Source organism: Kribbella sp. NPDC058245 (genome assembly GCF_042882005.1).
Taxonomy (GTDB): Bacteria; Actinomycetota; Actinomycetes; order Propionibacteriales; family Kribbellaceae; genus Kribbella.
The window spans coordinates 526,095-544,907 of the sequence record NZ_JBHVWY010000003.1 but is presented as its reverse complement, the minus strand read 5'-3'; the positions used below and the strand labels follow the sequence as shown (position 1 = coordinate 544,907).

The following is an 18,813-nucleotide window of genomic DNA, read 5'->3' as shown; positions in this document are numbered from 1 at the left end:
CTGACGGCAACCATGTTGTCCACAGCCCGAAAACTCGTTGTGCCAAAGGCCCTTCGGTCACTGCATCTTCTTGGCAAGAACACCAACCCAGGAGGCCCCCGTGTCCCACCCTCTGCTCCCCGCCCGCCGCCTTCGGTCGAGTTGGCTCCGCCGGTTCCGTACCCGGTCCGAGCGCGGCGCCGCCACCGCCGAGTACGCCACCACCATCGTTGCCGCCTGCGGCCTCGGCGGCATCCTCGTCGCTCTCCTCAAGTCCGACGTCATGCTCAATGCCCTCAAGGCCCTGATCAACTACGCCCTCAAACTCGCCGGCGTGGAAGGCATCCAGCTCTGACCTCGTGGGCCGGCCGTCACCGACCGGCGGCCGGCCCGCCTGGACTCCGATGCCTGACCTCTCGAGGGGAGCCTGATGCCCCGCCGTACCTCTCAGCGTGGTGCGATCACCGCCGAGACTGCGATCGCCCTCCCGTTCCTCTTCACCTTCGTCCTCGCCGGCATCTGGTGCGTCGGCCTCGTCACCGCCCACGTCCAATGCGTCGACGCCTCCCGGGACATCGCCCGAGCCCTGGCCCGCGGCGATTCCCCCGACGACCTCCAGGCCTTCATCACCCGCACCACCCCACCCAACGGAGCAGTCACCTTCCACACCACTCCCGCCATCGAGGTCACCGTCACAGCCACGCCCCGGAGCCTCTTCCCCTTCCTCCCGGCTCCTACCCAATCCGCCACAGCCACCCTCCAAGTCGAACCAACTCCTGGAGCAACCCATGACGAAGCGACACCCTCCTGAACCACAGCACCGCCGGCGCGCGATGCGGAACAGCCACCGTGAGCGCGCACGGCCGAAGAATCGGTGGCGGCGGTGCGAGCGGGGCAGCGGGACCATCCACACGCTCACCGCGTGCCTGTTGCTCGCGACCGCGCTCGCCGTGGCGATCTTGTGGGCGGCTGTCTCCACTGCTCGCCACAAGGTCGCCGCCGGCGCCGACCTGTCCGCACTCAGTGCCGCCTACGCGCTCGCGACCGATCCATGTGCTGCCGCGTCCCGTACGGCGACGGCCAACGACGTGACGCTGACCGCCTGTAAGCCGACGCCCACCGACGTCACGATCCAGGTGTCCGTGCCCATCGCACTTCCGTTCGTGCAGCGAACTCTCACCGTGTCCGCCCGGGCGGGCCCGGTCGCCTAGGCCGCGACGGCGGGGACGTCGACCTGGGCGGTGAGGATCTGGCCGCCGCGGGGGCCGGTGACCAGGCGGTTGAGGTTGTCGGTGATCGGCTGGTCCGCGTGCCATTCGACGGTGGCGAGGTAGAGCGTCGTACCGGCGGGGCCGCCGAGGGCGATGGCGAAGGGTGCTCGGTGTTCCGGTAGGTCGATTCGTTGGAGGACCTTGCCGCCGTTGGCGACGCGGACGACCGACGAGCCGCCGGTGGATACCCAGATGGCTCCCTCGGCGTCGAGGCAGATGCCGTCCGGGCCTAGGCCGTCGGCGAACGTCCGGCGGTTCGTCAGGTCGCCATTGGCCTGGATGTCGAACGCGGTCAGTCGTCCGGCGAAGGACTCGGAGATGACCAGGGTGCGGCCCTCGGGAGTGATGACCATGCCGTTCGGGAACTGGATGTCGCTCGCGACCTCGCGCAGCTCGCCATCCGGAGTGAGGACTTTGATGTAGCCCGGCTTCGGTGCTTCACCGCCGGCGAAGTCGAAGTCGGCGCCGTTGAGATAGATGTTGCCTCGGTCGTCGACCACGATCTCGTTCGCCGACTGCTCCGACAACACGGTCACCGAACCGTCGGTCTCCGTCCGCCGGATCTTGTCGCCGGTCGTGACTAGCCGGCCGTCGGGCAGCCACTCGATCGACCAGCCCATCAACCGCTCCGTCGGCACCGGCGTCGGCGTGAAGTCCGCCGTACCGTCGGAGTCGACACTCACGATCTCCTGACCGATCCAGTTCGCGAACCACAGCTTCCCGTTGTGCCACCGCGGGGATTCCGGGATCCCGAGTCCGTCGAGCAGTACCTGTACCTCGGTCATGACGCCACCTCTTCTCGTCCTACTTGCCGGCCTGTCGAAGGCCGCTGACACCCTCTACACGAACGACGCGGGGCCGGATCGACAACCGTGACTGAGCAGGTACTCCTGCACGGAATCGTGCAGGAGTTCGGGAAAGTGCACGGGCGGAGCGGCGGCGGTACTGAGGCGGTCGCGATCTGGTCGCAATCTGGTAGAGATGCCGCGTTGATGTGGACGGGGTGTGGCCGGTGACCGATGATCTGGAACCGAAAGATCAGGAACCGATGTTCTGCCCAATCTCCCGGACGCACTTCCCCGGCGCCCGGACGGTGACCCCGGAGGCACGTTTGCCCGACCCCATCCGGCTGCTGCTGGTCGACGACCAGATCCTCAGCCGAGGCGTCCTCAGAAACGGTCTGGAGCGCGAACGCGACCTCGAGATCGTTGCCGAGATCAACAGATCCGACGATGTCGTGGCCGCCGCGAAACGGCACCGGGCGAATGTCGCCCTGCTCGACGCCGCCGGCCCGGGGACCGCCAGCCTCGCCGTCACCACCGAGCTCCGTACCCTGATCCCCGAGTGCCGCGTCGTCATGCTCACCACTTACGGCCGCCCGATCCACCTCCGCCGCGGCCTGGAAGCCGGCGCCAAGGGGTTCGCCCTCAAAGGCTCACCGGCCCCTCAACTCGCCGACGCCGTCCGCCGGGTCCACCTCGGCCTCCGCGTCGTCGACGCCAACCTGGCCGCCGAATCACTCCAGTACTCCGAGACCCCACTGAACGACGAAGAGACCGACACCCTCCGCGCCGCCCGCGCCGGCGGCTCGGTCGCCATGATGGCCCGCTCCCTGCACGTCTCCGAACGCGTAGTCCGCCGCAGTCTCTGGTCCGCCATCGGCAAAACCGGTGCCCGAACGCGCTCCGACGCCATCCACATCGCCGAACACAACGGCTGGCTCCTCGACTGATCTCCCGAGCCGCCAGCCGCCAGCCGAAGGGGGGTTCGGACAGGAAGTGGTGGGCCGGCACAAGGTGTTACCTGTTCAAGGGCCCGAGTAGGGGTGCACGCCCCCGAGCGCTGGCGGAGCGGATCGGCGGAGTGGGCGCTGGGTGTCAGAGGTTGTCCAGTTGGATTAGGAGCCAGCTGGGACCGGTGGTGCTGGCGCCTAGGGGTTCTACGCGGTGGCGGAGGCCGCGGTCGGCGGTGACCACGGTGACGGTGGGTGGGGTGGGGAGAGCTAGGTAGTCGGCGGTGGTTTGGGTGATGGTGTCGTCGCCGGAAGCGGGGGCGAGGATGACGCGGAGGGTGCCCAGGTCCAGGGGGTTGGTGTCGAGAGCTTTGCGGGCGGCGCCTTCGAGGATGACGGCGATGGTGGTGGACTCGGGGAGTTGCTGCTGGAGGCGGGCGAGTTTCTCCAGCAGGCGGCGGGCGGCTCCGGGGCGGTCGCGCCACCAGCCGTCGGGGCGGGAGCCGATCACGTTGGCGGCGTCGACCACGATGACCTGCTCGTCCGGGGTGCTCATGTCCCCAGTGTGCCGCCGCCCCTGCCAGCGCGGTTAACGTCCGAAAACACGCCGACCACGCCCTCCGATCGTTCGGACGTTAGCGGTCAGGAGCAGGTGGAGAGGAACTCGCCGGTGTGGGTGACGAGGACGTGGGGGCCCGGTATGGCGGGGAGACGGTGGTTGGCGGAGGTGACCGCGTGCGGGGTGCCGTCGGGGGCCAGGACGAGGGTGTTCGGGGCGTCCAGGGCGATGAGTTCGTCGCCGACTCGGAGGAGGACCGGCGCGTTGTAGGTGTTGGAGATAGCGGTGCGGCCGGCCGCGAGGGCTTCGAGAGTGGCGGTGACCAGTTCGGCGGGAGTTTCGGCGGTGGCGTCGACGGCGAGCCAGGTGGTCGGCGTACCGATGGGGGTGGGGGAGGTGGGATTGTGCCAGTCGCTGCCACCGATGGGGATGGTGTCGAGGCCCCAGGACTGCCACCACGCAATCGGGCCGCCCCAGTGGTGGTCGAGCCAGGAGGAGTGCCAGATCTCGGCGAGTGGCGGGTGCTCCGACAACGGGTGACGCCAGGCGCAGTCGCCGCTGAGTGGGTGGTTGATCGAGAGCAGGCCGCCGCGGCGGGCTACCTCGCTGACCCAGGTGGAGGCGGGTTGCCGGAAGTCGATGACGCCGATATCGCCGAAGGCGTTCGCGTGGCCGGTATCCGTGGTGACTTCCTGGCCGGGGATCAGGCCAATGCCGAAGCGGCCGCTGAGGCCAGGGAGCTCCGGGTGATGGGCGACAGTGTTGTGATCAGTGATGGCGAGTACGTCGAGACCGGCGGCAACACCATGAGCGGCCAGGTTCGCAATCGGTGTCGAGCCGTCGGAGTGCAAAGAATGGGCGTGGAAGTCACCCGCGATCCAACGCAGGCCCGGTGCGGCGGGAAGCTCGCGTCGCGGTGGCCGAGCCGGTACGGCGATCGCTGCCGTCGCGTCGGCGTATTCCGTCAGACCGGGAATCTCGGCGACCGGACCGGTCACCGCCTCCACGATGAGTTCGGCGCCTTCCACCGGAAGGCGGTACAGACCGAGGACGACCCACCACGTGCCAGGCTCGAGTTCGCCGGGGACATAGCCGGGAGTTGCCGCGGTCGGGGTGATCGCGAAAGTCCGTCGCGCACCCCCGGACCAGCCGCGCCAACCACCGGCCCCCTCACAACCGATGTCGATGACGACACCGTCGATCGCCGGAATCGTGAGTGTGACAAGGAGTCCCGGGCAGTCGGCGGGGATGTCGACCGGCACGGAGTGCCAGATGGACTCCGCGCGATCGTCGAGCGTCCAGACCCGACGGTACGACGTGATTGCCATCAGCCGACCGGCTGCCGGGCGAGGAGTTCCCCGGACTCGCGGTCGTACAGGAGTACGCGCGAGGCGGGTGCGGTGAGGAAGACAGGCTTGCCGGGCTCCGGCTCGTCCTCTTCCGGAACCGTCACCCCGATGAGCGTCCCGTCGCAGTCAACGCTCACCAGCGACTGCACACCAAGGTTCTCGGCGACGACCACGTTCCCCCGCAGGCCGAGGCCGGAGGCGTCACCAGCGGTCAGGGTCAGGTACTCAGGCCGAACGCCGACAGTCACTTCAGCACCAGCTGGTGCTGAATCTGTTGCAGGCAACGCCCCGCCAGCCACCGCAACACCTTCAGAACCGACAGTGCCCGGGACCAGGTTCATAGGGGTGGAGCCGATGAAGTTGGCGACGAAAGTATTCACAGGGCGGGCGAAGACTTCGCGAGGCGTGCCCAGTTGGCGGAGCTTGCCGGACTCCATGACGGCGATGCGGTCGGCGAGGGCCAGGGCTTCGGCTTGGTCATGAGTGACGAAAACGGTGGTGATGCCGAGGTCGCGCTGGAGCTTCTTGAGGAAGGTGCGAGCCTCGAGACGGAGGCGGGCGTCGAGGTTGGAGAGCGGCTCGTCCAGCAACAGCACCTTGCCCTGGGAGGCGATGGCGCGGGCGAGCGCGACGCGTTGCTGCTGACCGCCCGAGAGCTGGCCGGGCCGGCGTTCCAGCAGCCCACCGAGCGACAGCTCGCCGGCAGTGCGCTCGGCGGTCTCGGCGCGAGTGGCAGGAGCAACACGTCGTACCTTGAGCGGGTAGGTGATGTTCTCGGCGACGCTCATGTGCGGGAACAACGCGTAGTCCTGGAAGACCATGGCGACGCCGCGCTTGCCTGGTTCGGTGCGGGTGACGTCCACCGCGTCGATGCGGACGGTTCCTTCGGTGGCGTTCTCCAGGCCGGCGATGGTCCGGAGCAGGGTGGTCTTGCCGCAGCCGGACGGGCCGAGCAGGGCGAAGAACTCGCCGTCCTCCACGTGCAGGTCGAGGCCGTCGACGGCGCGGACGCCGTTCGGGTAGACGGTCGCGAGACCCTCGATGTCGATACCGGCCATCAGCTCTTGATACCTCCGTGAAAGCGGAATCCATAGCGCGAGTTCACCAGCAGATACAGCACAACGACCGGGATCGAGAACAGCAGTGAGAAGACCGGCAGCACCTGCAGGTTCACGCTGCCGCCTTCGTCGGTGAGCGTCTGCATCAGTACGGCGGCCGGCTGCAGCGTCGTCGACCGGATGAGCAGGAAGGGCACCAGGAAGTTGCCCCAGGAGTTCACGAACGCCCACACCATGATGGTGGCCAGGCCAGGACGTGCGACCGGCAGTACGACGTCCCGCAGGATCTGCAGCGTGGACGCCCCGAAGACCCGCGCCGACTCCTCGTAAGACTTCGGTACGGCGTCGACGAAGTCCTTCAGAATGAAGATTGCCGCCGGCAATAACCCACCGGTCATCACGAGCGCGACCCCGAAGCGCGAGTCGATCAGCCCGAGCTGATAGATCATCACGAAGATCGGCACCATCGCCGCCGTACCGGTGACAACCGATGACAGCAGCAACAATCCGTACAGCAACGCGTCGCGCCCCGGGATTCGCACCCGCGACAACGCGTAGCTGGCCAGGGCTGCGAACGCCGTGACGGCCAAAGCCGTGGTCACACAAATGATCAGCGAGTTCACGATCGCGTGCAGCGCATACGGATGGTCCAGCGTCTTCCGGACGTTGTCGAACGTCCAGTCCGGCCAATGCACGCCGAGGCCGGGGTTCTTGTCGAACGGTGCGGACGCGATCCACAACATCGGTACGGCGAAGAACACCGTGATCGCGCAGATCAGCACGTAGAAGCCGATCCGCCGTACCATGTAGGCCGGATTCACGCGCGCCTCCTCAGCAGCCGAAGGTAGACCAGCGAGACGAGCAGGTTCGCGAGCAGCAGCAGGAACGAGATCGCCGACGAGTAGCCGAGCTCACCGCCTTGCAGCGCGACGTTGTAGATGTAGACCGGCACCGTCTCGGACTCGTGGTTCGGTCCGCCCTTGGTGAGCAGGAACGGCGAGAAGTCGTTGGCTGTCCACAGCGAAATCAACAGGGTATTGGTCAGTACGTGACCGCGGATATGCGGGAACACTACATCTCGCAGCGTCTGCCATCCGGAGGCTCCGACCATTCGAGCCGACTCCAGTTGCGACGGCGGAACGGCTTGCAGGGCTGACGAATACAGCATCATCGAGAACGCCGTACCGCGCCACGTGTTGAACACCACCAGGCACACCATCGGGTAGTCGATCAGCCACGCTGTCCCCGTCGTACCGAGGATGCTGTTCAGGGTGCCCGTGTCGCGGTCGAAGAACGCGATCCACAGGTAGGCGACCACTGTCGACGGCAGGATCCAGGCCAGCAACGTCAAAGCCTCGACGGTACGGCGGACAGTCGGGCGCGCGCGGCGGAGAATCCAAGCCAGCGTGAACCCGAGGACGTTCTGACCGATGATCGCCGAGCCAAGAACGAAGAGCATCGTCAGCCACAACGCGTTGTGGAACAGCGCGTCGTTCAACGCCCGGGTGTAGTTCGAGATGCCGACGATGGACGGCGAGACCGCCTCGACGCCGGTCAGCCGGTAGTTGGTGATGCCGATGTAGATGGTCCAGACGGCCGGGAAGACCAGGAACGCGGCGATCAGGAGCATCGCGGGCGCGACGAAGCCCAGTGCCCTGCCGATGCCGAGCCCGGCCACATCCTGTGCGGGCGGCTTGGCCCGCACAGGTTCGGTAGTGGTCGCCATCAGTTCGTGGTGACCTTGTCCTTGCCGCCGGCAGCGGTCTCGACGGACTTCTCGTAGGCCTTCGCGGCGGCATCGGTGCTCTTGCCGCCGATCACGTCCGCGGTCGCCTGCTGCAGCGCGGCTGAGACCTTCGGGTACTCCGCGAGGCCCGGCCGGTACTGCGTGATCGGCAGCACCTTGGTGGCAACGAAGTTCAGCATCGGGTCACTGGCGAGGACCTCGGTGTTGACGTCGGTCCGCTGGGTGATCTTGGCCGCGCCGTCCAGGGAGGCCTTCACCATGTCTGCGGAGTTCATGAACTGCAACAGCTCCCAAGCCTGCTGCGGGAACTTCGTGTTCGGGTTGATCACCGTCGCGCCGCCACCGGACATCGAGACGAAGTCCTGCCCCTTCACGCCACCACCCGGCTTCGACGCCGGGATCAGCGCGTAGCCGACAGCGGTGTCGCGGTCTGCCATCTTGGCGACACCGGCCTTCGGCTCCACCACGCTGCGCCAGAAGTAGTCGCTCTCGAGCAGGATGCCGACCTTGTTCGAGGCGAACTCGGCGAACGACTTGTCCCGGCCCTTGGCCTCGCGCTGCAGCACCGGATCACCAAGGCCCGTGCTGTAGATCTGGTGGTAGAAGTCGAGCACCTGACGCACCTGCGGGGTGTCGCCGAGCCACTTGCCGTCGGTGTTGATCCCGGCACCGGTACCGACCAGCAGCGGCAGTACGCCCTGCATGGTGGTCGCCTCGCCCATCGCCGTACCGCCGTTGATCTGGATCGGCGTCACGCCGGGCAGCGCCTTCAGCTTCTGACCGGCCTGGGTGATCTCGTCCCACGACTTCGGCTGCCAGTCAGCCGGGAGTCCGGCCTGCTGGAACAGCTTCTTGTTGTAGAACAGCACCCGGCCGTCGGTACCGCCAGGAACGCCGTACCGCTTGTTCTCGAAGGTGCCGAGCTGCTGCACCGACTCGGGGATCTGCTTCCAGCCGTCCCAGCTGTCCACCTTGGAGGCGTCGCCGACGGTGTCGGTGAGCGGCTTGATGTAGCCGGCCTGCGCGAACTCGCCGACCCAGATGCCGTCGATCGAGATCAGGTCCGGGCCGGACTTGTTCGACAGGTCCAGCGACAGCTTCTGCTTGTAGACCTCGTCGTCGGAGCCGTCACCCTGGAACTTCACCGTGACGTCGACGCCCTTGGCCTTCTGGTCGGCGACGAACTTCGGGATCAGCACGTCCTCGGTGAAGGTCGCGCCGGCGCTGCTCTTACCGCCCTTGACCGCGTTCGAGCCGATGGTCAGCTCGACCTTCTTGGCCTCGGCGTTGCGGTTCGCGTCCTGGTCGCCGCTGCCGGACGAACCGAGGCAGCCGGTGAGCAGGAGGCCGGCGGTGGCGCTGAGGGCGAGCGCGCTGGACAGCCGAAGAGATCGCATCAGGGGGGCTCCTTGCGAGAGTCGGTACTGCGGGTGCCGGTCAAACATTGGCACCGCATGGCAGGTTTGTGAAGACATTTACCCAAACGATGTACGGCGGGTAATCGCCGCACCGGCGGCGGTTACCCGGAGTCGCCCGGTCGGGTCAAGTCGGAGCCGGGCGGGCAGCATTGCGGGTCCGTTAAAGTGCGCTCAAGGTTCTGTCGCAACCCGTAGTGGAGTAGATACAGAACGTGAAGTAGCGCGGTAGCGTCAGGCCCGTTCGGTTCATCGGAGCGGAGGTGACTGCGAATGTTGTACGGAGTTCTCGACCTGGTAGACGGCCTGCTGTTCGGGCACTATCACCACCACCACCACGGCCACTGGTGCTGGTGGTGACGGGCACCGACTGGTGACTCCCGCTACGGGAAGGCCCGGACGGTGACGACGGCGTACGGCTCCCGCTGACGCGCAAGCAGCGGAATCCCGCGCCGATCCCCGAGCATCGCTCCACCTGACCGACGAAGGATCACCAGAGATCACAACTGAAGCAGTGTCGATCTCTAAGGAGTGAGAAGACAGCCGGCCCCGGCACCCCGGGGCCGGCTGTCTTCTGTCACCCCACCCCCTCGCAACGTCCGAACGACCGGAGGGCCCGCCTCCGCTTTTTCGGACGTTAACGACAGTGCCGCCGTAACGTCCGAACGATCGGAGGGCCCGCCTCCGCTTTTTCGGACGTTAATCACAGTGCCGCCGTAGCGTCCGAACGATCGGAGGGCCCGCCTCCGGTTTTTCGGACGTTAATCACAGTGCCGTCGTAACGTCCGAACGATCGGAGGGCCCGCCTCCGGTTTTTCGGACGTTATGGCGTGGTGGAGTCGGGTGCGTGGGGTTTGCGGGGAGCTGCTGCCGCTATACGGCAGTAGATCCACGCAAAGGTGGGGCGTGGGTGGGGGTTCGCCCGCCTGCGGCGGGCACTGAGCCTTCCGGGTGCGCGTTTGCGGTGGCTGGGGTGGGTGGCGAGGCCCGGCGATCGGCGTACCGGTTGTTTGAGGTACTGGGCTGTGGCTGGGGTTCATGCGAGGGGTTGCTTGGTGGGCTGGGGAGTTTTTTGTGCCGGTGGGGGCTGATGTGCTCCCCACTCCACCCCGCAGTGCGGCAGTAACCACGGCGGCGGGGCACCTGACCAGGCCTCGGCGTCGCTGGCGGCAACTACAGCCCGGAAGCTCAAGCAACCGGTACGTCGATCGCCGGGCCTCGCCATCCCCCTCAGCCCAAGACGGCCCCAGCCACCCTCCCACTGTCAATCGGCCGCAGCGGCGACCGACCACGGCGGACGGATCCCGGCCGCATCGGAGCGACGCAGTACCGAGGCGACGCAGTACCGAGGCGACGCAGCGACGGGGTGGCGGGGTGGCGGGGAGGCGGGGGAAAAACGGCCGGCCCCGACGATGTCGGGGCCGGCTGTCTGTTGGTGCTGAGAAGTTACTTCTGCGCCAGCTGCATCATCTGCTTGGGCAGCACCGTCATCTGAGCCGGGATCGGCAGCTTCGGCCGAACCAGTTCGAGCAGGCTGCCCGCGGCGTTCGCGATCGGCAGCGGCAGGGCCAGGCCCAGCGATGCCAGCAGCGCGTTCACCAGAGCCAGGACTGCGCCCAGGATGTCCAGACCCGGCAGCGGCAGTGCGCTCCAGCCCTGGACCGGTGTGCCGGTCGCACCCATGCTTCCGGTCGGTTGTGCCTGCTTGGCCTTCCCCTTGCCCAGCAGAGAGGTGAGGGCGAGGCCGCTCGCGGCGTTCACGAACGTGCCGGCGCTCTCGTCGTAGTTCCACTTCTGGCCGTCGCCGCTACGGCACGGCAGGACCAGCAGCGGAGCCGCGGCCGGAACCTTGGCCAGGTCCGCACCGCTGTCCAGGCAGGCTCCGGTCTTGGCAAGGGCGCCACCGACGCTCTTGCTCATGGCGACCTGAAGCTGGCCGGACTCGGTGTAGATCCACTCCTGGGTCTTGCCTTCCTTGCCCGGAGCGCAGGCCATCATGACGCCCATCGGGACCTTGTTGGCCGCGACGAAGGTCAGGCAGTAGCGGGTGTCGGCGCGGGTGGCGATCTGCTTCGCCACGCCGATCTCCACGCCCGGAGCTGCGGCGTGGTCCGTGACCGGCTGTGCGGCCTGGGCCGGGATGGCGGTGGCGAGTGCAACGCTGACTGCGAGGACTACCACGCCGGTGCGGCTGAAGAGCTTACGGGTGATCAAGACAACCTCCGAAGGTCGTGCCTATCTCAGTGAGCGTCAGGTCGTCGGGACCCCGTTGCGAGAGTCGGTCCGTGTTTCCGGGAACCGCTTCGCCACCCCTTGCGCGGTGGGCGGGTTGCGGGTCGATCCCCCGTGAGGAGGCGGTGTGGCCCGGAAGGCCGACAGTGACTCAACGCGACGTTGACGCCACGACCAGTAATGCACAGCTCGGTCGGAGGTGGTTATGGCAAGACCCCGAAACTTGATGCCAATGGCAACTAACTGCCAGCGAAAAGTCGTTGCGCTGGGCATCGAAATCCGGCTGCGGGGTGGCCGTGCGGGCGCTGAAGCGCGGCTGTGTTTCGATCGAGATGTTACGGCAGGACACGGATACGGGGGTGGTCCACTGTGTTAATTGATGCCGTGGGCAACAGAGTGGTCAGTGGGACTGCTTGTGGTCCGTGGTGTCGGTGGCTACGTGCTTGCCGGTCGCCAGCGGCTCGACCGTTGTCTCGTCAGCTAGCTCAGCGTCGCGATCCTCGGTGAGCTCCGGAGTTGTGTCACGCTCGGTGACCTCGGGCTCGGCCGTCGCTGTCGGGGCGGTCGCGACCTGGGCGCGCAGCTGACGCACCTCGCGGTGCCGGCGCCAGCCGCGGGCAGCGCCCTTCTTCGTCAGCCACAAACCGGCGACCAGGGCAGCACCGGCCGCCGCGCCGAGGAAGAACACCGTCGGCACGATCACGCCGAAGTCGATCCCGAACACCGTCAGGGTGGTGGAGTCGGCCGAGGAGACCGAGACGCCCAGGCCGAAGAGGACAGCGAGGACGATCAGAACGATTCCGAGAACGAACATGGTGCACGCTGCCTTTCAGGCCTCACTACTGAGTAGTGCGGTGAGCAGCGCGACCGCGCCGCTTTTGTCGAGTGGGTTGTTCTGGTTCCCACACTTGGGTGACTGTACGCAGGATGGGCAGCCATCCGTGCACTCACAGTGTGCAATAGCCTCACGTGTCGCGGTCAACCACTCACGCGCTGCGGCGTACCCGTGTTCTGCGAAACCCGCTCCGCCCGGGTGGCCGTCGTACACGAAAACGGTGAGCCGGCCGGTGTCCGCGTGCCGTGCGGTGGAGACGCCACCGATGTCCCAGCGGTCGCAGGTGGCGAACAGTGGGAGCAGGCCGATCGAGGCGTGCTCGGCTGCGTGAGCCGCACCCGGTACGTCGTCCAGTCCCAGCGACTCGATCGCCGAGTCGGGCATCGTCCACCAGACCGCCTTGGTCCGCAGAGTCCGCTCCGGTAGGTCCAAAGGCTGCTCGTCGAGCACGTCGCCGGTCGAGATCAGCTTGCGCTGGTACGAGATGACCTGACTGGTCACCTGGACCCAGCCGCGCGACAACTCGGCCGTTCCCCAGTTCCGCGTCTCCTCGGTCGCCAGAATGCTGATCTCGGTCACGTCGCGAGCGAAGGTCGTGTAGTCGGGCGCAGCCTGCTCCACGATCGCGGCGTGCCCCTCCAGGTCGAGAGTCCGGACCAGATAGGACTCACCCGCGTGTACATAGACCGCGCCCTCGTGCACCGAGGAGTGTGCCGAGCCGCCGTCGACAGTGCCGAGCAGGCGACCGGTCTGGTCCTCCACGATCTGTACGGTCTTGCCGCCGGCGGACCGGATGTCGATCGCGTCGACGGCACGGTCGCGCCGGGTCCAGAACCAGCCGTGCGGTCGCTCGCGCAGTGCCCCCTGTCGAACCAGTTGTGCGATGACGTCGGCCGTCGTGCTGCCGAAGACCTCGTAGTCCGCAGTGGTCAGCGGCAACTCCTGGGCGGCCGCGCAGAGCTGCGGTCCGAGGACGTAAGGATTCTCCGGATTGAAGACAGTCGCTTCAACCGGCCGTCCGAAGACCGCGGTCGGGTGGCGAACCAGATAGGTGTCCAGCGGATCGTCCCTTGCCACCAGCAAGGCAAGAGCGTCCCCACCGGCGCGGCCAGCACGCCCGGCCTGCTGCCAGAGCGATGCGCGCGTGCCAGGCCAACCAGACAGCAGTACGGCGTCCAGGCCGGCAATGTCGATGCCCAGCTCCAGAGCGTTCGTCGCGGCGACTCCGGTCAGCTCACCGCTCTGCAGCATGCTCTCGAGCCGTCTGCGTTCCTCCGGCAGATAACCAGCCCGGTACGCCGATACCTGGTCCATCAGTGTGGGGTCGACCTCGGCCAGGTTCTCGCGGGCTGTCATCGCCACGGTCTCGGCACCGCGTCTGGACCGGACGAACGCGACCGTCCGGACGCCCGACACCACCAAGTCGGTCAGGAGGTCGGCCACCTCAGCCGTGGCAGAGCGCCGTACCGGGGCACCGTTCTCTCCATGTAAAGAGGTGAGGGCCGGCTCCCAGAGGCCGAAGGAGATCCCGCCGCGAGGTGAGCCGTCGTCGAGGACCTCCAACATCGGCAGGCCGGTCAGCCGCTCACCTGACACGGCCGGCTCGGCAACGGTCGCCGATGCGCAGATGAAGACCGGGTTGGCGCCGTACTGCGCGCAGATCCGACGCAGACGGCGCAGCACGCCGGCGACGTGGGCACCGAAGACGCCGCGGTAGTGGTGGCACTCGTCGATCACCACATACTGCAGGCAGCCGAGGAAGCGGGCCCAGCGCTGATGGTTCGGCAGCACCGACCGGTGCAGCATGTCCGGATTGCTCAGCACATAGGTGGCGTGGTCGCGGGCCCAGTCGCGCTCGGTCCGCTCGGAGTCGCCGTCCAATGTGGTCGCGCGCAGCCCGGGCACTGTGTACGCCGAGACTGCGCGGAGCTGGTCATGGGCCAGAGCCTTGGTAGGAGAGAGGTACAGCACCGAGGCCGTCCGCCGGTTCGGCGAAGCCGCCTGCGCGATGCTCAGCGTCGCGAACGCCGGTAGCAAATAGCCGAGGGATTTGCCGGAGGCAGTCCCCGTCGCGACCACGACATGACGTCCCGAGTACGCCGCCTCGGCCGTGGCGACCTGGTGGATCCACGGTGCAGCGATCCCGGCGTCGGCCAGTTGGTCGAGCACCTCCGGAGGAACCCAGCGTGGCCACTCGCAGGTCCGGCCCGGCCTGGCAGGCACCGACTCCACATGCGTGAGCCGATCGGCTCGACCAGTAGCGAGGCGTCGCAGTACAGCAGCCGCCTCACCTTCACGCATGCCGTGAGCCTAGTTGGCGCCGTGGACAGTTGGATTCCGGTCCAGTGCGGGGGTGCACGGATTCGTGCACAGCCCGCTGCAAGTGCTGATGCACGCAGCATTTTGCAGGCGGAGATCGACTTTCGATGCGGGGAGATGAAAGAGTTTTCCGTAACGGCCCTTCTCACGGTCCGTACATGGTTGAATGCAGCAGTTCACGGGATCGGAGGCCGAAGTGGATCTGTCGCTGACCGCGCGCGCCGAGGGCGGGCGTACCGTCATCGAGGTGGCGGGGGAGATCGACGTCTACACCGCACCGAAGCTCCGCGAGAAGATCGCAGCGCTCGTCGACAACGGGGACTACGACCTCGTGCTGGACCTGGAACGCGTTGAGTTCCTGGATTCCACCGGCCTCGGTGTCCTCGTCGGCGGACTGAAACGGGTGCGGACCCACGACGGATCCCTGTCCCTGGTCTGTACCCAGGAACGGCTGCTGAAGATCTTCCGGATCACCGGTCTGACCAAGGTGTTCGACATCCACCCCGATGTCGCGTCGGCTATTTGAAGTAAGCGAAAAGGTAGCCCCGTCAGTACGGTGCGTGACAGTCCCGCCTGAGCGCCGTCGTATGGCGTAGACCACCCTGTCGTCAGGTCTGGTCGAGATGCCGCTAGAGTGACCCACCGCGTCATGTCCTTGGCGCTGTTTGTTATTTTCCCCAACCCTTCGGTTGCGGCAGACGGGGGCCGTCAAGCCTGGATGGGTTGCCTACAAGGAGGACGGATGTCCGCGCTGCTTGCACCACAGGCGGTGGATCTTTCGTCGAGCAACACCACACTGGTGATCGTCGTCGGAGTGATCGCGATCCTCGCGGTCGCCATTGCGATGGTTTTCCGGAGTCAGGTGCTTGCCGCGAACGATGGCACCGAGAACATGAAGACGATCGCCGCCGCGGTCCAGGAAGGTGCATCGGCCTTCTTGAACCGGCAGTTCCGGACGTTGTCGGTCTTCGCCGTAGTGGCGTTCCTGCTGCTGTTCTTGCTGCCTGCCCACACCGATGGCGACAACGCCACCACGCTGAAGATCTTCCGCTCTGTCTTCTTCCTGGTCGGTGCGGGCTTCTCCGCGCTGATCGGCTACACGGGCATGTGGCTCGCCACCCGGGCCAACGTCCGGGTCGCCGCGGCCGCGCGCGACGAGGGCCGCGAACCGGCCATGCGGGTCGCGTTCCGTACCGGTGGAACGGTCGGCATGTTCACCGTCGGCCTCGGCCTGTTCGGTGCCTCGCTCGTCGTCCTGCTCTTCAAGGGTGACGCGCCGACCGTGCTCGAGGGCTTCGGCTTCGGTGCCGCCATGCTCGCCATGTTCATGCGAGTCGGTGGCGGTATCTTCACCAAGGCCGCCGACGTCGGCGCCGACCTGGTCGGCAAGGTCGAGCAGAACATTCCCGAGGACGACCCCCGCAACGCCGCCACCATCGCCGACAACGTCGGTGACAACGTGGGCGACTGCGCCGGTATGGCCGCGGACCTGTTCGAGTCGTACGCCGTCATGCTGGTGGCGTCGCTGATCCTGGGCAAGGCCGCCTTCGGCGAGCAGGGCCTGGTCTTCCCGCTGATCGTGCCGGCCATCGGCACCATCACCGCGGTCATCGGTGTCTTCCTGACCCGCCCGCGGACCGGCGAGAACGGTCTGCGCACGATCAACCGCGCGTTCTACATCTCCGCGGTGATCTCCGGCATCCTCTGTGCGATCGCGGCGTTCGTCTATCTGCCGAGCAGCTTCAAGGAGCTGACCGGCGCGACCGACACGATCGCAGCCTTCGACGGCGACCCGCGCGTCATCGCCACCGTCTCGGTGATCATCGGCATCGTGCTGGCCGCGATCATCCTGGCGCTGACCGGCTACTACACCGGCACCGAGGACAAGCCCGTCCAGGACGTCGGCAAGACGTCGCTGACCGGTGCGGCCACGGTCATCCTGTCCGGTATCTCGGTCGGCTTCGAGTCCGCCGTCTACACCGCCGTGGTGATCGCCGCAGCCGTGTACGGCGCCTTCCTGGTCGGCGGTACCGGTGTGGTCGCGCTGTTCGCGATCGCGCTGGCCGGTTGTGGTCTGCTCACCACCGTCGGCGTCATCGTCGCGATGGACACCTTCGGTCCGGTCTCCGACAACGCGCAGGGCATCGCCGAGATGTCCGGTGATGTGGACGGCGAAGCGGCCCAGATCCTCACCGAGCTGGACGCCGTCGGCAACACCACCAAGGCCATCACCAAGGGTATCGCGATCGCGACCGCCGTACTGGCCGCGACCGCACTGTTCGGTTCCTACACGGACTCGATCCGGACCTCGCTGGCCGAGAACTACGCCAAGTTCGAGGCCGACGCGCTGGTCTTCAACCCGGGCACCCTGGTCGGCATCATCCTCGGTGCGGCCGTCGTGTTCATGTTCTCCGGTCTCGCGATCAACGCCGTCGGCCGCGCCGCCGGTGCGGTCGTCTACGAGGTCCGCCGGCAGTTCCGGGACATCCCCGGGATCATGGACGGCACCGGCAAGCCGGAGTACGGCAAGGTCGTCGACATCTGCACCCGCGACTCGCTGCGTGAGCTGGCGACCCCGGGTCTGCTGGCGCTGACCGCCCCGATCGCCGTCGGCTTCGGCCTCGGCGCCGCGGCGCTGGCCGGCTACCTGGCCGGTGCGATCGGTGCCGGCACCCTGATGGCGGTCTTCCTGGCCAACTCCGGTGGAGCCTGGGACAACGCCAAGAAGCTGGTCGAGGACGGCAACCACGGTGGCAAGGGTTCGCCCGCGCACGAGGCCACCATCATCGGTGACACCGTCGGAGACCCGTTCAAGGACACCGCCGGTCCGGCCATCAACCCGCTGATCAAGGTGATGAACCTGGTCTCGGTGCTGATCGCTCCGGCCGTCGTCGGCATGTCGGCCATCGGCGACAACCCGAACACCGGTCTGCGGATCGGCATCGCGGTCGCCGCGGTCGTCGTACTGGCTGCTGCTGTCATCGTCTCCAAGCGCCGGGAGTCGGTCATCTCCGACACCCCCGCCGAGGCGAGCATCGCCGCCTGATCCACGCAGTACCCGCAACGGCCCGCCGGACTAGTGTCCCGGCGGGCCGTTCCGTTTACGGTTGAGTGGTGAGACTTGCGCGAGTGCCGGCGTTCCTGCTGCTCGTCGCGGTCGGCGTGCTGGGATCGGCCCAGCCCGCCGGTGCGGCGACGCAGCCCGATGCCGACTACCTGAACCCGGCTCACGCGCTCAATCTGACGATCATCGCCGCCGCGCACACGGCGGCCGGCCAAGGTACGTCGTCCTGCGTCCGCAAGGTCGCCGCCCGGCTGGAACGCGACCATCGGAAACTGGCCGCCCAGGAGAACACGGTCGCCGCCCGGCTCGATCTCGAGCTGGCGACGACGGTGGCGGCCGATCAGCGCCGGCAGCTGGTCGCGCTGGCGGCGAAGGCCGGGAAGAAGGGGTACGACGCCGCCTGGCTGCAGTTCCAGCGGCAACAGCACCAGGAGTACCTGAAGCTGGTCACGGGCGCCGTCCCGAAGTCGGCGTCCCCTGCGGTCGAGTCGGTGGCCAACGGCGCGAAGCCGGTGATCGAGATGGACCTGCGGATGGTGACCGGCCAGTGCAAGGACGCGACGCGGACGCCGTCCGTCGACACCGGCACCGGTGGCATGGTCGCGGACGCCCAGCAAACGCGCTCCCGAGTCGCGCTGGGCCTGATCGTCCTCGGTCTGTTGCTGCTGCTGATGGGCAAGTCCGTCCCGGTCCGCCGACGGCTGCTCGGCATCGGCGCACTGGGCGTCGGCCTGGTGATGCTGCTCGGCGGTGCGGTGCACGACACCGGCCAGGTACCGAAGGCCGCCGCCGGCCCGCAGGAGCGGGAGGCCGCCGTACCACCCGTGGAGCTGAAGGTGCCGGGCCTGCTGAGCGTGCGGGTGCAGCCGGTCGCGGCCGGTGGGGACGGTCGGTTGCAGGTCCCGGCCACCGCTGACGTGGGGTGGTGGGCCGCTGGTGCGGCGCCTGGTGCCCAGGCTGGGACAGTGCTCCTCGCCGGGCATGTCGACACCGCTGGCGGACGAGGCGTCTTCGCCAAGCTGTCCGAGGTCCCGATGGACGCGCGGGTGGCCGTGACGGATGGCGCCGGCGAGCAGCACTGGTACAAGATCGTCGCGCGCCGCACGTACCGACAGAACAACCTGCCGCCGGATCTCTTCAACGGCTCGCAGAAACCGCGGCTGGCGCTGGTGACGTGCACCGGCTCCTACGACCACGCCGCCCACCGGTACAGCGACAACCTCGTCCTGTACGGCGTCCCGCTCGACTGACCG

17 protein-coding genes are annotated in these 18,813 nt (G+C 67.3%); 7 read left to right on the top strand and 10 right to left on the bottom strand.

Going from position 1 to position 18,813, the window contains the following annotated elements; translation table 11 throughout:
* The first annotated feature begins 100 nt into the window (after nt 1-100).
* The 3 genes from ACFVWG_RS09040 to ACFVWG_RS09030 all read left to right on the top strand — a co-directional run bounded on the left by ACFVWG_RS09040 (nt 101) and on the right by ACFVWG_RS09030 (nt 1,190).
* Nucleotides 101-334, top strand: a complete 234-nt coding sequence (locus ACFVWG_RS09040; RefSeq protein WP_391542626.1) for a DUF4244 domain-containing protein — start codon at nt 101-103, stop codon at nt 332-334.
* Between the two features lie 75 nt (nt 335-409).
* Entirely contained in the window at nt 410-790 is a 381-nt protein-coding gene (locus ACFVWG_RS09035; protein ID WP_391542625.1) for a TadE family type IV pilus minor pilin, read from the top strand.
* A complete protein-coding gene (locus ACFVWG_RS09030; protein WP_391542624.1) occupies nt 768-1,190 on the top strand; it encodes an Rv3654c family TadE-like protein in 423 nt (140 codons plus the stop codon). Before ACFVWG_RS09035 ends, ACFVWG_RS09030 begins: the two co-directional genes overlap by 23 nt.
* Here ACFVWG_RS09030 and ACFVWG_RS09025 read toward each other — a convergent pair.
* Nucleotides 1,187-2,035 carry an SMP-30/gluconolactonase/LRE family protein gene (locus ACFVWG_RS09025; protein ID WP_391542623.1) on the bottom strand — a complete coding sequence of 283 codons (849 nt, stop codon included), beginning with the start codon at nt 2,033-2,035 and terminating at the stop codon, nt 1,187-1,189. The two genes, ACFVWG_RS09030 and ACFVWG_RS09025, sit on opposite strands and share 4 nt — an antisense overlap.
* Before the next feature lie 326 nt (nt 2,036-2,361).
* Here ACFVWG_RS09025 and ACFVWG_RS09020 point away from each other — a divergent pair, with 326 nt between their 5' ends.
* A complete protein-coding gene (locus ACFVWG_RS09020) occupies nt 2,362-2,982 on the top strand; it encodes a response regulator (protein ID WP_391542694.1) in 621 nt (206 codons plus the stop codon).
* A gap of 145 nt (nt 2,983-3,127) precedes the next feature.
* Here ACFVWG_RS09020 and ACFVWG_RS09015 read toward each other — a convergent pair whose 3' ends face one another.
* The 9 genes from ACFVWG_RS09015 to ACFVWG_RS08975 form a co-directional block, all read right to left on the bottom strand.
* Entirely contained in the window at nt 3,128-3,538 is a 411-nt protein-coding gene (locus tag ACFVWG_RS09015) for a hypothetical protein (protein ID WP_391542622.1), read from the bottom strand.
* Nucleotides 3,539-3,624: 86 nt separating this feature from the next.
* Nucleotides 3,625-4,869 carry a CehA/McbA family metallohydrolase gene (locus tag ACFVWG_RS09010; protein ID WP_391542621.1) on the bottom strand — a complete coding sequence of 415 codons (1,245 nt, stop codon included), beginning with the start codon at nt 4,867-4,869 and terminating at the stop codon, nt 3,625-3,627.
* Nucleotides 4,869-5,948 (bottom strand): ABC transporter ATP-binding protein, encoded by a 1,080-nt coding sequence (locus ACFVWG_RS09005; protein ID WP_391542620.1) that lies wholly within the window; start codon nt 5,946-5,948, stop codon nt 4,869-4,871. Before ACFVWG_RS09005 ends, ACFVWG_RS09010 begins: the two co-directional genes overlap by 1 nt.
* A complete protein-coding gene (locus ACFVWG_RS09000; RefSeq protein WP_391542619.1) occupies nt 5,948-6,769 on the bottom strand; it encodes a carbohydrate ABC transporter permease in 822 nt (273 codons plus the stop codon). Before ACFVWG_RS09000 ends, ACFVWG_RS09005 begins: the two co-directional genes overlap by 1 nt.
* On the bottom strand, nt 6,766-7,674 hold the full coding sequence (locus ACFVWG_RS08995; protein ID WP_391542618.1) for a carbohydrate ABC transporter permease: 909 nt from the start codon (nt 7,672-7,674) through the stop codon (nt 6,766-6,768). The genes ACFVWG_RS09000 and ACFVWG_RS08995 overlap by 4 nt, the downstream gene beginning before the upstream one ends.
* Nucleotides 7,674-9,092: an extracellular solute-binding protein gene (locus ACFVWG_RS08990; RefSeq protein ID WP_391542617.1), complete on the bottom strand. Its 1,419-nt coding sequence runs from the start codon at nt 9,090-9,092 to the stop codon at nt 7,674-7,676. The genes ACFVWG_RS08995 and ACFVWG_RS08990 overlap by 1 nt, the downstream gene beginning before the upstream one ends.
* 1,464 nt (nt 9,093-10,556) lie before the next feature.
* Nucleotides 10,557-11,324: a ricin-type beta-trefoil lectin domain protein gene (locus ACFVWG_RS08985; RefSeq protein WP_391542616.1), complete on the bottom strand. Its 768-nt coding sequence runs from the start codon at nt 11,322-11,324 to the stop codon at nt 10,557-10,559.
* A gap of 418 nt (nt 11,325-11,742) precedes the next feature.
* The gene (locus ACFVWG_RS08980; RefSeq protein WP_391542615.1) at nt 11,743-12,156 is read right to left on the bottom strand and encodes a hypothetical protein; all 414 of its coding nucleotides are present in this window, start codon (nt 12,154-12,156) and stop codon (nt 11,743-11,745) included.
* Between the two features lie 15 nt (nt 12,157-12,171).
* Nucleotides 12,172-14,478, bottom strand: a complete 2,307-nt coding sequence (locus ACFVWG_RS08975) for a DEAD/DEAH box helicase (RefSeq protein WP_391542614.1) — start codon at nt 14,476-14,478, stop codon at nt 12,172-12,174.
* Nucleotides 14,479-14,692: 214 nt separating this feature from the next.
* On the opposite strand from ACFVWG_RS08975, the gene ACFVWG_RS08970 reads away from it, so the two are divergent.
* The 3 genes from ACFVWG_RS08970 (at nt 14,693) to ACFVWG_RS08960 (ending at nt 18,810) form a co-directional block, all read left to right on the top strand.
* Nucleotides 14,693-15,022, top strand: a complete 330-nt coding sequence (locus ACFVWG_RS08970) for an STAS domain-containing protein (RefSeq protein ID WP_391542693.1) — start codon at nt 14,693-14,695, stop codon at nt 15,020-15,022.
* A 216-nt stretch (nt 15,023-15,238) separates the two neighbouring features.
* Nucleotides 15,239-17,542, top strand: a complete 2,304-nt coding sequence (locus tag ACFVWG_RS08965) for a sodium-translocating pyrophosphatase (protein WP_391542613.1) — start codon at nt 15,239-15,241, stop codon at nt 17,540-17,542.
* Between the two features lie 68 nt (nt 17,543-17,610).
* Nucleotides 17,611-18,810, top strand: a complete 1,200-nt coding sequence (locus ACFVWG_RS08960; RefSeq protein WP_391542612.1) for a DUF4142 domain-containing protein — start codon at nt 17,611-17,613, stop codon at nt 18,808-18,810.
* Nucleotides 18,811-18,813 lie beyond the last annotated feature (3 nt).